This window comes from Frateuria sp. (genome assembly GCF_013362045.1).
Taxonomy (GTDB): domain Bacteria; phylum Pseudomonadota; class Gammaproteobacteria; order Xanthomonadales; family Rhodanobacteraceae; genus Frateuria_A.
Map to the genome: position 1 here is coordinate 1 of NZ_JABFWW010000257.1, position 12,306 is coordinate 12,306.

The 12,306-nt window shown below is 70.3% G+C and carries 8 protein-coding genes and 1 pseudogene; 5 read left to right on the forward strand and 4 right to left on the reverse strand.

The features are described 5' to 3' along the window. The 3 genes and pseudogenes from HOQ08_RS12170 to HOQ08_RS12180 form a co-directional block, all read left to right on the forward strand. A pseudogene (locus tag HOQ08_RS12170) lies at positions 1-973 on the forward strand (hypothetical protein); the annotation flags it as partial. A gap of 4 nt (positions 974-977) precedes the next feature. Beyond that, positions 978-1,361: a hypothetical protein gene (locus HOQ08_RS12175; protein WP_291195142.1), complete on the forward strand. Its 384-nt coding sequence runs from the start codon at positions 978-980 to the stop codon at positions 1,359-1,361. Between the two features lie 56 nt (positions 1,362-1,417). Continuing rightward, positions 1,418-3,103: an AarF/UbiB family protein gene (locus HOQ08_RS12180; protein WP_291195145.1), complete on the forward strand. Its 1,686-nt coding sequence runs from the start codon at positions 1,418-1,420 to the stop codon at positions 3,101-3,103. A 20-nt stretch (positions 3,104-3,123) separates the two neighbouring features. Here HOQ08_RS12180 and HOQ08_RS12185 read toward each other — a convergent pair whose 3' ends face one another. From HOQ08_RS12185 to HOQ08_RS12195, 3 genes are all read right to left on the reverse strand, one after another. Further along, positions 3,124-4,215, reverse strand: coding sequence for a PA0069 family radical SAM protein (locus HOQ08_RS12185; RefSeq protein WP_291195148.1), 1,092 nt, complete (start codon positions 4,213-4,215; stop codon positions 3,124-3,126). 168 nt (positions 4,216-4,383) lie between these two features. Continuing rightward, positions 4,384-6,042 carry an MFS transporter gene (locus HOQ08_RS12190; protein WP_291195151.1) on the reverse strand — a complete coding sequence of 553 codons (1,659 nt, stop codon included), beginning with the start codon at positions 6,040-6,042 and terminating at the stop codon, positions 4,384-4,386. A 146-nt stretch (positions 6,043-6,188) separates the two neighbouring features. After that, a complete protein-coding gene (locus HOQ08_RS12195) occupies positions 6,189-7,577 on the reverse strand; it encodes a hypothetical protein (protein WP_291195154.1) in 1,389 nt (462 codons plus the stop codon). Positions 7,578-7,762: 185 nt separating this feature from the next. Between HOQ08_RS12195 and acs the strand changes: the two genes are divergently transcribed. Both acs and HOQ08_RS12205 read left to right on the forward strand, forming a co-directional pair. Further along, positions 7,763-9,703 (forward strand): acetate--CoA ligase, encoded by a 1,941-nt coding sequence (acs, locus tag HOQ08_RS12200; RefSeq protein WP_291195156.1) that lies wholly within the window; start codon positions 7,763-7,765, stop codon positions 9,701-9,703. 96 nt (positions 9,704-9,799) lie between these two features. Next, positions 9,800-10,468, forward strand: coding sequence for a response regulator transcription factor (locus HOQ08_RS12205; RefSeq protein WP_291195159.1), 669 nt, complete (start codon positions 9,800-9,802; stop codon positions 10,466-10,468). Between the two features lie 5 nt (positions 10,469-10,473). Here HOQ08_RS12205 and HOQ08_RS12210 read toward each other — a convergent pair. Next, positions 10,474-12,306 (reverse strand): NahK/ErcS family hybrid sensor histidine kinase/response regulator (locus HOQ08_RS12210; protein ID WP_291195162.1); only part of this gene is annotated, 1,833 nt, incomplete at its 5' end.

Consider the following 12,306-nt stretch of genomic DNA (forward strand, 5'->3'; position numbering starts at 1 on the left):
GGCCGCTGCCGCGCTGGCCGTGATGCTGCTGCTGTGCGCGCTCTGCTGGTGGCGCCAGCTGCGCGCGGCCGACCCCTACCGGCAGGGCTGGATGCAGCCGATGGTGCTGCAGTTCCGCCGCGCGGGCCGCGCCGGCGGCTGGGACGGCTTTGCCGGCGGGCTGCCGGACAGCGCGCAGCAGATCCGCCAGCAGCCGGACTGGATGCTCCCGATGGTCGACCTGGGCCCGAGCGGACCGCAGCGCCCTCGCTACAGCCTGCGCGTGGCCCTCGGCGGCATGTTCGTTCCGATGACCCCCGCCGGGCGCGCCCGCCAATTGGCGATGGCCGTGCTGCCAAGCGTGCTGGTAGTCGGCTTGCTGCTGCGCCAGGCCAGTCAGCGGCACGGCGGCTTCCATTGGGCGATGCTCACGCAGTGGGCCGGCATGTTCGCCTGGTTCGGCGGCTTCATCGGCCTGCTGGTCGTCCTGCTGGCGGTGATGCAGCTGGGCCAGCGCTGGCAGAAGGACAATGCCGAGCTGCCGCTGCTGGCGCTGCTGCCCGGCCTGGGCACGCCGGCACGGCTGCGGCGCGATCTGCTGGCGGCGAGTCTGTTGCCGGGCGTCGGCGTGCAGTTGCTGCTGCTGGCACTGATGGCCACGCTGGCATGGTGCGTGCGCATGGACTGGACGGCCGCACTGGCCGTGCTGCTCGCGCAAGCGACCGGCATCGGCGTGCTGGTGGCCTTCACCCTGGCGATCATCGGCGGCCGCCCGTTGCCTGGCTGGGGCACCGGCATGCTCAGCGTGGCGTGCTTCATCGTCACGGCCACCGGCCTGTCGTTCGCGCTGATGGACAGGGGTGCGCACGACATCCTGCTGCTCGCCGCTGCATCGGCCTGGGCCATGCTCGCGCTGGTGCTGGCGTGGCTCGGCCGCCGCGGGTGGCGCGGGTTACGGGATCGCCCGCATCCGTTCATCGCCAACCGGAGCTGAGGCGATGCGTCGGCAGACCTTGCTGCGGGAAGCACGACGGTGGCTGTGGGGCGGCTGGCCGACGATGCACCTGCTGCGGCCCGGGCAGCTCGTGCGCAGCCACGGCCTGGGTTATGTGGAATCGGACCGGTTGATCCGCCACCACACGCAGCTCGAGGCTCGCCGCTACGGTTGGATCGGCGCGGTGGGCCTGGCCGCGCTGGCGACACGGCTGCTTTGCGCGTTTGCCTATGCCACGGTGCCGGCGGCGTGGGGTGTCTTGCTGATGGGTTGCGCGGCGCTGTGCATCGGGCTGCACCTTTTGCTGGCCCAGCGCGCCGCGCGCCCGAGGATCCTGCAGGAAGCCGACGCCCTCCGCGACAGCAGGCGTACTGCCGCGCCCCGTTGACGCGCTGTTGCCGCTGGCCGCTCCACGCTTGGACAAAGCGTCGGAGCCGCGAACGCGTGAACGAAGCCAGCCGTCTGTCCCGCTACGCCCGGATCGGTGCGTTCCTGTTGCGCTACCGCAAGGCGGGACTGTTCAGCGGCCTGGATCTGGACATCCAGGAGGCCGCGCTGGCCGGCGAGGCGGAGGCGGTCAAGCCGGGCCAGCCGGAGCAGTTCGTCGACGAGCTGGAGGCGCTGGGTCCCACCTTCATCAAGGTCGGGCAGGCCTTGTCGACGCGGCCGGACATGGTGCCGGCGCCCTACATCGCGGCGCTGGAGCGGATGCAGGACGACGTGGCACCGGTGCCGGTGGCGCAGGTGCGCGAGATCATCGAGGCCGAGCTGGGCGCACGCATCGGTACGCTGTTCGCCCGCTTCGACGACGCGCCGCTGGCCGCCGGCTCGGTGGCGCAGGTGCACGCGGCGACCCTGCGTGGCGGGCGCGAGGTGGTGCTCAAGGTGCAGCGCCCGCACATCGCCCAGACCCTGCGCGAGGACCTGGCGATCCTGGAGAAGCTCGCCGGCGCCGCCGACCGCATGACCGACGTCGGCCGCCGTTACGGCTTCGTCGGCCTGGTCAGCGAGTTGCGCCACAGCCTGGCCAGCGAGATCAACTTCGAGCTGGAGGCGGAGAACCTTCGCCGCTTCGCCGAGAACCTGCGTGGCTACGACTTCCTCCACATCCCGTTGCCGCTGGCCGACCTCACCACCACCCGCGTGCTGACCATGCAGCGCGTGCGCGGCATCAAGGTGACCCACATCCCGCCGTTGCGGCGCATCGAGCATCCGCTGCAGGAACAGGCGCGCGAACTGCTGCGCGCCTACCTCGACCAGGTGTTCGTGCACGGCCTGGTGCATGCCGACCCGCACCCGGGCAACGTGCTGCTGATGGAGGATCACCGCCTGGCGCTGTTCGACTTAGGGATGGTGGTTCGGCTGGTGCCGCGCACGCGCCATCGGCTGCTCAAGCTGATGCTGGGCGCGATTTCCGGCAACGGCGACCAGGTCGGCGAGATCAGCGAAACCATGGGTACTCCGCTGGAGGATTTCCGCCACAGCCAGTACAAGCGCCAGGTCGAGCAGCTGGTGGCCAGCTACGTCGGCCTGCACAACTCCAGCCGGCAATTTTCCGAAGGCCGGCTGGTGCTGGAGCTGGCCCGCGTGGGCGCCTCCTGCGGGCTGCGCCCGCCGGCGGAGCTTTCGATCCTGGGCAAGACCCTGCTCAACCTCGAAGCGGTCACCAGCGCGCTCGATCCAAGCATCGACACCCGCCGCGTGGTCGAGCAGCACCTGCAGCAGGTGCTGCGGCGGCAGGCGCTGGGCACGCTCTCGCCAGCCAACCTGGCCAGCGAATGGCTGGACGTGCAGGAGCTGGCCCGGCACACGCCGCAGCACGTCGCCTCGATCCTGCGCACGCTGGCGCAGAACCGCCTGCGCGTGCGCGTGGACGGGCTGGAAGAGTCGCACATGATGGAAAGCCTGCAGAAGATCGCCAACCGCATCAGCACCGGGGTGATCGTCGCCGCGCTGGTGATCGGTGCGGCGCTGACCGCGCGCATGACGAACGGACCGACGCTGTTCGGCCTGCCGGTGCTGTCGATGCTCTTCATCATCGCCGCCGTGGCGCTGGGACTGGGCCTGATCCTCAGCGCGCTGCGGCGCGACGGCAAGGTGGAGCGGGCGGCCAACCGGCCGCCGGATTGAGAGTTCAGGCGAGCCTTTGCCTAGAACAGCACGCCTTGCGGCGATGCCTCCCGCGGCGGCATGAAGCGCGAGGTATCGAGCTTGAGCTCGCGCGCGCGGCCGAAGCCATGCTTGCGGCAGGCCACCTCGAAGCGTCGCTTGAGCAGCTGCGCGAACACGCCCTGCCCGCGCATGCGTGTGCGGAAGTCGCTGTCGTAGTCGCGCCCAGCGTTCATCTGCTGGATCAGGCTCAGCACGTGCGCCGCACGCTGCGGCGCGTGCAGCGCCAGCCACTCGCGGAACAGCGTCTTCAGTTCGTACGGCAGCCGCACCACGGTATAGCCGGCGCAGCGCGCGCCGGCGGCGTGCGCCTGCTCGAGCACCGCTTCCATGTCGGCGTCGTTGAGCGCGGGGATGATCGGCGCCACCAGCACACCTGCTGGAATACCGGCATCACTGAGCGCGCGGAGCGCCTGGATGCGCCGGTGCGGCGCGCTGGCGCGCGGCTCCAGCTTCGCGGCCAGGTGGTTGTCCAGCGAGTTGATCGAGACGAACACCTGCACCAGGTTCTCGCGCGCCATCGCGGCCAACAGATCAATGTCGCGCTCGATGAGCGCGTTCTTGGTGACGATCGTGCAGGGGTGGCGACACTCGGCCAGCAGTTCCAGCGCCGCGCGGGTCAGGCGCCAGCGCTTCTCCACCGGCTGGTAGGGGTCGGTGTTGCTGCCGATGTTGATCGGGCTGGGCACATAGCTGCGCCTGGAAAGCTCCGCGCGCAATACCTCGGCGAGGTTGGTCTTGGCGCGCAGGCGCGTCTCGAAGTCGAGCCCGGGCGAGAGGTTGAGGTAGCCGTGCGAGGGACGCGCGTAGCAATAGATGCAGCCGTGCTCGCAGCCGCGATAGGGGTTGATCGCCTGGTCGAAGCCGATGTCGGGCGAGTCGTTGCGGCTGATCACGCTGCGCGCGCGCTCCTCGGTCACCTCCGTGCGCGGGCGTGGCGCTTCGGCGTCCAGCAGCAGGCTCTGCCAGCCGTCGTCCTCGGCCTGGTGGCGCGTGGTCTCGAAGCGCCCCTCGGGATTGGAGGCGGCGCCGCGGCCCTTGCGGGCGTAGGGGGCGGTGGGGTCGACGGGCATGCGCCCAAGCGTAGCCGTCCACCGTCTCACCGCGTGCGCTTTGCTCCCTCTCCTTGCTGGAGAGGCGGGGGTGAGGTTGCGGGACTTGCGCGAGTATTCGTCACCGCGCTTCGCCCGCACCCTCATCCGCCCTGCGGGCACCTTCTCCCGGAGGGAGAAGGGAAAGGCTCAGTCGTGCAGGTCCACGTGCCGCGTCTCGGGCAGGCACATCAGGCCGATCACGCAGGTCATCAGCGCGATCACCACCGGATACCACAGCCCCGCATAGAAGTTGCCGGTGGCCGCCACGATGCCGAACGACACCGAGGGCAGGAAGCCGCCGAACCAGCCGTTGCCGATGTGGTAGGGCAGGCTCATCGAGGTGTAGCGGATGCGGGTGGGGAACATCTCCACCAGCCAGGCGGCGATCGGGCCGTAGACCATGGTCACGTAGATCACCAGGATCGTCAGCAGCACCAGCAGCATCGGGTAGTTCGCACGCGCTGGGTCGGCCTTAGCTGGGTAGCCCGCGTCGGCGAGCGCCGCGCCGATCTGCTCGCCGAAGGCCTTGCTCTGCGCGGTGAACGTGGCCTTGTCCAGGCTGCGGCCGTCGAACGAGGCGAACTCGCGCTCGCCCACCGCCACCTTGGCGATCGTGCCGGCAGCCACCTCGACGTTCGCGTACGGCACGCCGCGCTTGGCCAGGAAGCTCTTGGCCACGTCGCAGGAGCGGGTGAAGGTCTTCCTGCCGACCAGGTCGATCTGCAGGCTGCAGTCGTCCGGGTTGGCCAGCACCCGCACCGGCGCGCTGGCGCTGGCCGCCTCGATCGCCGGGTTGCCGTAGTGGGTGAGCCCCTTGAAGATCGGGAAGTAGGTCAGCGCCGCCAGCAGGCAGCCGGCCAGCACCACGCTCTTGCGCCCGATGCGGTCGGACAGCCAGCCGAACAGCACGAAGCACGGCGTGCCAATCAACAGCGCGCCGGCGATCAGCAGCTGCGTCGTGGTGGCGTCGATCTTCAGCGTGGTGCCCAGGAAATACATCGCGTAGAACTGGCCGCAGTACCACACCACCGCCTGGCCGGCGGTGGCGCCGAGCAGCGCCAGGATCACGCGCTTCAGGTTCGGCCAGCGCAGGAACGACTCGGTCAGCGGCGCGCTGGAATGCTTGCCCTCGGCCTTCATCTGCGCGAACACCGGCGATTCGGCCAGCTGCAGGCGGATGTAGACCGACACCGCCAGCAACACCGACGACAGCAGGAACGGGATGCGCCAGCCCCAGTCGTCGAACTTCTCGCCCAGCAGCATCTTGCAGCCGAGGATCACCAGCAGCGACAGGAACAGGCCGAAGGTGGCGGTGATCTGGATGAAGCTGGTGTACAGCCCGCGCTTGCCGTTGGGTGCATGTTCGGCCACGTAGGTGGCCGCGCCGCCGTATTCGCCGCCCAACGCCAGCCCCTGCAGCAGGCGCAGCCCGATCAGGATCGCCGGCGCTGCCAGCCCGATCGCACCGTAGCCGGGCAGCACGCCGACCAGGAAGGTGGACAGGCCCATGATCACGATGGTGATCAGGAAGGTGTACTTGCGCCCGACCAGGTCGCCCAGGCGGCCGAACACCAGCGCGCCGAACGGACGCACCGCAAAGCCTGCGGCGAAGGCCAGCAGCGCGAACACCAGCTGGCTGGCGTCGTTGAGCCCGGAGAAGAACTGCTTGCCGATCAGCACGGCGAGCGAGCCGTACAGGTAGAAGTCGTACCACTCGAACACGGTGCCCAGGCTGGAGGCCAGGATCACCCGCTTGTGGTTGACGTCGAGCGCGCTGGTGCGCGCCTCGATTGCGGTGGTCGCCATGTGTTTCCCCTCCGGATGGTCGGCGGCCCTCCCCAGGGCGCGCCGGTGGAGCAGGACGCACACGCGCCCCGCACGCGCCGCGACCTGAGGCCACGGCGTTGTCGAACCGTTTGCGCGATGCGCCGGCGCCCGTCCGGCGCTTTCGGTCAGAAGTGGTACAGCGCGTTCAGGCTGAGCTGGTTGCCGCTGGTGGTGGTGCGGTTGCTGCCGTTGGTCGTCGAGTCGAGCTTGTCGTACATCCACTCCACGCCCAGCTCGTAGGCGCCGCCGGTGTACTGCAGGCTGAGCGCGGCCTGGCGGTTGCGCAGCAGGCCGGTGGCGCCGTTGCCCAGCCAGGCGATCACGTCGTTGCGATCGGGCCTGCTGATGCCGTAGAACGCATTGACGGTCCATGCCGGCGTGAAGCTGTAGCCGGCCTGCACGTAGCCGCCGCGCTCGCTGATGTCGCCGAACTGCGCCAGCGCGCCGAAGATCTGGCCCAGCCCGGTGCCGGTGTAGGCCAGCGCCTTGAAGGTCCACGGACCGGGCTTCCACTGGCCGCCGACCTCGTAGCCGGTGCTGGTGACCGAGGACTCGACCGGCGTGGGCGCGTTGCCCTCGACGCCGCGCAGGTCGGCGCGGCTGTAGTGCGCCACCGCGTAGGCGAGCCAGGTCTTGTCCTGCACGCGCAGCCGGGCCTCCACCTGCGGCCGGAAGCCCACGCTGCCGGCGGTCTGGTAGTTGATGTTGCTGCCCGGGCCGTTCCAGCTGCCCTCGAACACGCCCAGGTCGAAGCGCCACTTGGGTCCGTCGCTGCCATGGTTGAGGTCCTGCATCCATACGACGCCGGGGAAGCGCCAGCCGACGAAGCCGGCGGCGAAGCCCAGCGGGAAGGCGATGTGCGAGAGCGAGGCGGGCGTGTTGTCCAGCGGGAACATCAGGTCCCACTGCTGGCCGATGCGCACGGTGCTGCCGGTGGTCGGGTTGGTCAGGTCCATGTAGGCCTGGCGCAGGCGCGGGGTGGGCTGCTGCTGGCTGTAGGCGCCGGTGCCGTTGAAGCCGCCGAAGAAGTCCATCTCGATGCGGCCGCCGCCGTTCCAGTCGCCGGCGAATTTGGCGCCGCTGAAGTCCAGCCAGAAGCGGGTATTGCGCACGTCCACGCCGCTCAGCGAGCCGCTGGAGCCGGGTTGCGGGAATTCGGCGTTCTGGCCGTTGCCGAAGGTGAAGCTCTTGTTCTGCGCGAACGCGCTGGCGCTGACGAAGCCGTGCAGCGCCACCGAGACGCCCGGTGCGCTGGTGAACACCGGCTTGGCCGCTTCGGCCGGTGCCGCGGCGACGTTCGTCGAGGGCGCCGCGGGTGCCGGCGCGGGAGCGGCCGCCTTCTGCGCCTGGATCATGCCCTTGAGTTCGGCCAGCTCGTGCTCCAGCTGCGACACGCGCTGTTCGAGCTGCTGCTCGCGCGCGCTGTCCTGGGCATGGACGCCCAGCGGCAGCGCCAGCGCGCAGGCCAGCGCGAGCACCAGCGGACGGCGATGGATGCGTGCGTGCAGGCTCATGGCATGGCTCTCCCCAGTGGTGGGGCGAGCATGGCCATGCTGCGTCGCGGGCGGCTATTGGCCGATGGTCTAGGGTCGACCAAAGTCGTAGCGCGTGCCGCCTTGCGGACATGCGAGCGGGGCTACACTCGGACCGATTGCCGGCACGGCCGGCGCCCTCCCACACAGCCGCAGGAGAGTCTTCCATGTCCCAGCTCCATCCGGTCGACCCCGCGTTCGCCGCCAAGGCGCGCATCGACAAGGACGCCTATGCACGCATGTACGCCGACTCGGTGCGCGACCCGGCGGGCTTCTGGGGCAAGGTCGGCCAGCGGCTGGACTGGACGCGCGCGCCCACGCGCATCAAGGACGTCTCGTTCGACCCGAAGGACCTGCACATCCGCTGGTACGACGACGGCCAGCTCAACGTGGCGGCCAACTGCCTGGACCGCCATCTGGCCGAGCGCGGCGACAAGACCGCGATCATCTTCGAGGGCGACGATCCCGGCGAATCGCGCCGCATCAGCTATCGCGAGCTGCACGCCGAGGTGTGCAAGTTCGCCAACACCCTGAAACACCTGGGCGTGGTCAAGGGCGACCGCGTGGCGATCTACCTGCCGATGATCCCGGAGGCGGCGGTGGCGATGCTCGCCTGCGCGCGCATCGGCGCGATCCACTCGGTGGTGTTCGGCGGCTTCTCGCCCGACTCGCTGGCCGGGCGCATCGCCGATTCGCAGTGCAAGCTGGTGGTCACCGCCGACGAGGGCCGCCGTGGCGGCAAGCACATCCCGCTCAAGGCCAACGTCGATGCGGCGCTGGAACGGCCCGGCACCCACAGCGTCGAGACCGTGGTGGTGGTGCGCCGCACCGGCGCGGCGGTGCCGATGCAGTCGCCGCGCGACCGCTACTGGCACGTGCTGATGGACGGCCAGAGCGCCGACTGCCCGGCCGCGCCGATGGAGGCCGAGCACCCGCTGTTCATCCTCTACACCTCCGGTTCCACCGGCAAGCCCAAGGGCGTGCTGCACACCTCCGGCGGCTATCTGGTGTTCGTCAGCTACACCCACGAGTGCGTGTTCGATCTGCGCGAGGACGATGTGTACTGGTGCACCGCCGACGTCGGCTGGGTCACCGGCCACAGTTACGTGGTGTACGGGCCGCTGGCCAACGGCGCGACCACGGTGATGTTCGACGGCGTACCGAACTACCCCGACTGCAGCCGCTTCTGGCAGGTGATCGACAAGCACCAGGTCACCCTGTTCTACACCGCGCCCACGGCGATCCGCGCGCTGATGCGCGAGGGCGAGGGCCCGGTGAAGAAGACCTCGCGCGCAAGCCTGCGCCTGCTCGGCACGGTCGGCGAGCCGATCAACCCGGAAGCCTGGGAATGGTACTGGCGCGTGGTCGGCGAGCAGCGCTGCCCGGTGGTGGACACCTGGTGGCAGACCGAGACCGGCGGCATCCTGATCACCCCGCTGCCCGGCGCGATCGACGCCAAGCCCGGCTCGGCCACGCTGCCGTTCTTCGGCGTCAAGCCGGTGATCGTCGACGCCACCGGCCAGGTCCTGGAAGGCGCAGCCGAGGGCAACCTGCTGCTCGCCGATTCCTGGCCAGGCCAGATGCGCACGGTCTACGGCGACCACCAGCGCTTCATCGAGACCTACTTCAGCGCCTACCCCGGCAACTACTTCACCGGCGACGGCGCGCGCCGCGACGAGGACGGCTACTACTGGATCACCGGCCGCGTGGACGACGTGATCAACGTCTCCGGCCACCGCATCGGCACCGCCGAGGTGGAGAGCGCGCTGGTGGCGCATCCGAAGGTGGCCGAGGCGGCGGTGGTCGGCTGCCCGCACGAGATCAAGGGCCAGGGCATCTACGCCTATGTCACCCTGGTCGCCGGCGAAACCGGTACCGACGAGCTGCGCAAGGAGCTGGTCGCTTGGGTGCGCAAGGAGATCGGCCCGATCGCCACGCCCGATTACCTGCAGTGGGCGCCGAGCCTGCCCAAGACGCGCTCGGGCAAGATCATGCGGCGCATCCTGCGCAAGATCGGCGAGAACCAGCCCGAGCAGCTGGGCGACATCTCCACCCTGGCCGATCCCAGCGTGGTGAAGAGCCTGGTGGAGGAGCGATTGATCAAGTGAGGCGCGGGAGAGGGAACGGCCACCCTTCCGGCGAGTGACCCCGCCCCACCGCACGCCATGCAACCCGTCGCTTTATACGTTCCGCTTCCCGCCCCCATGCCTGACGTCCTGATCGCCGACGACCACCCGCTGTTCCGCGACGCCCTGCAACGCGCGGTGCTCGGCGCGCTGCCTGGCGCCAGGGTGCACGGCGCCGACAGCGTGCACAGCCTGCTGGCGCTGATCGAGCGGTACCCCGACGCCGAGCTGCTGCTGCTGGACCTGCACATGCCCGGCGCGCGCGGCTACTCGGCGCTGGCGCACATCCGGGGCCAGTACCCGGGGCTGCCGATCGTGGTGGTGTCCGGCCACGAGGAAGCGCACGTGGCGCGGCGCGCGCTGGGCCACGGCGCGGCGGCGTATATCCCCAAGTCGACGCCGGCCGATGACATCGTCGCGGCGATCCGCACCGTGCTCGACGGCGATGTCTGGCTGCCGCCGGCAATGGTCGCCGGGCATGCCGAGCTCAAGCCGGACGAGGCCGAGGTCGCCGCGCGCGTCGCCTTGCTCACGCCGCAGCAGTTCCGCGTGCTCACGATGATCGCCGAGGGCCTGCTCAACAAGCAGATCGCCTACGACCTGGGTGTCTCCGAGGCCACCGTCAAGGCGCACATGACGGCGATCATGCGCAAGCTCGGCGTCAACAACCGCACCCAGGTCGCCCTCGCCGCCAGCCAGCTGGCCGTCGACCCCGGCAACCTGGCGGCACTTCCCGACGGCGAGTAATCGAGTCAGGCCTTCGGCTGCCTGCGCAGCAGCGCAGTCAGCAGCGCGCGCAACGCCGCCGGCCGCACCGGCTTGTGCAGCAACGGGTAGCCCAGTGCGCGCGCCCGCTGTTTCAGCTCGCTGCTGCCGTCGGCGGTGATCATCGCGGTGGGCGGCAGGGTGCCCAGCGCCTCGCGCAGGCCGGCGAGCACCTGCAGGCCGTCGACGCCTTCGGCCAGGTGGTAGTCGGCCAGCAGCAGGTCGACCGGGCCGCGCTGCAGCTGCGCGCATGCCTGCGCCAGATCCAGCGCCACGCGGCAATCCACGCCCCAGCGGCCCAGCAGCGCCTGCATGCCGTCGAGGATGGCCTGGTCGTTGTCCAGGCACAGCACGGTCAGCGGCAACTGCTCGTCCGGACCGCTGCCCTGCACGGCGCCGCGTCGCGGCGGCACGCTGGCCGCGCGCGGCACGGTGATCGCGAAGCCGCTGCCGTGGCCCACGCGCGAGCGCAGGTCCAGCCGGTGGCCGAGCATGCCGGCGATGCGGTCGCAGATGGACAGGCCCAGGCCCAGCCCTTTCTCGCCCCACGGCGAGGGCCGCTCCAGCCGCTGGAACTCGCCGAAGATGCGTTCGCGTTGCTCCGGCGGGATGCCCGGCCCGGTGTCCCACACTTCGATGCGCACCTGGCCGCCGCTGCGGCGTGCACCCATCAGCACGCCACCGCGGCGGGTGTAGCGCAGCGCATTGGACAGGAAGTTCTGCAGCACGCGGCGCAACAGCTGCGGATCGCTTTCCACCGTCAGCCGCGTCGGCACGACGCGCAGGCGCAAGTCACGCTGCGCCGCGACCACCGCGAACTGCGCCTGCAGCGCATCGAACAGGTCGGCCAGCGCGAACCCACTGCGCTCGGGGCGATAGCTGCCGGTGTCCAGGCGGGAGACGTCCAACAGCGCGTCGAGCAGGTCCTCGGCGGCGCGGAAGGAGGCATCGATGCGCTCGGCCAGCTGCGCCGCCTCCTCATCCAGCCCGGGCTGCTGCCGCAAGGCCGAGGTGAACAGCCGCGCGGCATTGAGCGGCTGCAGCAGATCGTGGCTGGCGGCGGCCAGGAAGCGCGTCTTGGACTGGTTGGCCGCCTCCGCCTGGCCACGCGCGTGCGCGGTGGCGTCCAGCGCCTCGGTCAGCTCGACGGTGCGCTGGGCCACGCGCTGCTCCAGCGTCTCGTTGGCTTCCAGCAGTGCGCGCTCGGCATGTTTGTAGGCGGTCACGTCGGAATAGCTGGTGACGTAGCCCCCGCCCGGCAATGCGCGGCCGCGCATTTCCAGCACCGTACCGTCCGGACGCACGCGCTCGAACACGTGCGGCGTGCCGGCGCGCAGGTGGGCGAGGCGGCGTGCCACGTGGTCGTCCGCTTCGCCCGGGCCGCACTCGCCGTGGTCGGCGTTCCAGCGGATCAGGTCGGCCACCGGCACGCCCACGTAGACCAGCCCGGCCGGGTAGTCGAACATCTCCAGGTAGCGGCGGTTCCAGGCCACCATGCGCATCTGCGCGTCGACCACGCTGATGCCCTGGGAGACGTTCTCCAGCGTGGTCGAGAGCAGTTCGCGGTTGAAGCGCAGTTCCTGCGAGGCTTCGTCCATCAGCGCCATCGCCTCGGCGATGTCCAGCCCGGTGCCCGACAGCGCACTCATCAGGATGCGCCGCGCGCTGGCCGCGCCGACCGCGCCGGCGAGCAGGCGCTCGGTGGCCTGGATCAGCGCCCGGTCGGCCGCCTCGTTGGGCGACAGCGGCTTGCCGCGGCGCCGGCCGTAGTCCTCGAAGGCGCGGCGGGTGCTGCGCTCGCCGACGATGCGCTCGGCGAC

Coding starts and splice junctions, on each gene's coding strand:
- HOQ08_RS12175 (WP_291195142.1), top strand. CDS start 978: ATGCGTCGGCAGACCTTGCTGCGGGAAGCACGACGGTGGCTGTGGGGC.
- HOQ08_RS12185 (WP_291195148.1), bottom strand. CDS start 4,215: ATGCCCGTCGACCCCACCGCCCCCTACGCCCGCAAGGGCCGCGGCGCC.
- HOQ08_RS12190 (WP_291195151.1), bottom strand. CDS start 6,042: ATGGCGACCACCGCAATCGAGGCGCGCACCAGCGCGCTCGACGTCAAC.
- HOQ08_RS12195 (WP_291195154.1), bottom strand. CDS start 7,577: ATGAGCCTGCACGCACGCATCCATCGCCGTCCGCTGGTGCTCGCGCTG.
- acs (WP_291195156.1), top strand. CDS start 7,763: ATGTCCCAGCTCCATCCGGTCGACCCCGCGTTCGCCGCCAAGGCGCGC.
- HOQ08_RS12205 (WP_291195159.1), top strand. CDS start 9,800: ATGCCTGACGTCCTGATCGCCGACGACCACCCGCTGTTCCGCGACGCC.